Genomic DNA, 806 nt, shown 5'->3' on the forward strand with positions numbered 1-806 from the left:
GACGCCCATGCGGCGGCGGCCGAGCAGGCCAGCTTCCTGCAGCAATATGACAGCCTGACACATCTGCCGAATCGGCTGTTGCTGCGCGACCGTGTTGAACACGCCCTTGCGTTGGCAAGGAATCAGCGCACCGCCATTGCGCTGCTGTTTCTCGATCTTGACCGCTTTGAACAAGTCAATGACAGCCTGGGGCTTGAAGCGGGCGATGCATTGGTGAATGCGGCGGCAGAACGCATCAAGGCGCACTGTCCCGCCAGCAGTACGGTAAGCCGCCACGGGGGCAATGCGTTCATCGTGCTGTTGGCCACCGTTGACGATGCCGACAGCGTCGCAGCGATCGCCATGAAGTTGTGCCAGGCATTTGTTGAACCGTTCGCCATCAATGGCTACGACGTGGGCATGGCCTTATCCGTCGGCGTCTCGATGTTTCCCGATGACGGCAGCGGCTTCGATGCATTGGTCCAGGGCGCGAATGCCGCCATGCACCAGGCGAAACAGGCGGGCCGCAACACCTACCGCTTCTTTACGCCGGCCATGAATGACCATGCGCTGGACCATTTGCAACTGACCGGCAACTTGACCAATGCGCTTCGCCATGACGAATTTGTGCTGCACTATCAGCCGCAGGTCGATCTGCGCAGCGGTCGCCTGGTCGGGGCTGAAGCGTTGATACGCTGGCAGCATCCGGTTGAAGGGCTGATACCGCCGGGGCGATTTATCGCGCTGGCCGAACAGAGCGGGCACATTGTGCCAATCGGCGCGTGGGCCTTGCAGACGGCGTGTCGGCAAGCCAGGCAATGGCTCGA

At 61.3% G+C, this 806-nt stretch carries 1 protein-coding gene; it reads left to right on the top strand.

Annotated features, from left to right (window positions below):
* Positions 1 to 806 (top strand): putative bifunctional diguanylate cyclase/phosphodiesterase (locus tag H3H36_RS26305; protein ID WP_182220986.1); only part of this gene is annotated, 806 nt, incomplete at both ends.

Origin of the sequence: Rugamonas fusca, assembly GCF_014042365.1 — a bacterium.
Taxonomy (GTDB): Bacteria; Pseudomonadota; Gammaproteobacteria; order Burkholderiales; family Burkholderiaceae_D; genus Rugamonas; species Rugamonas fusca.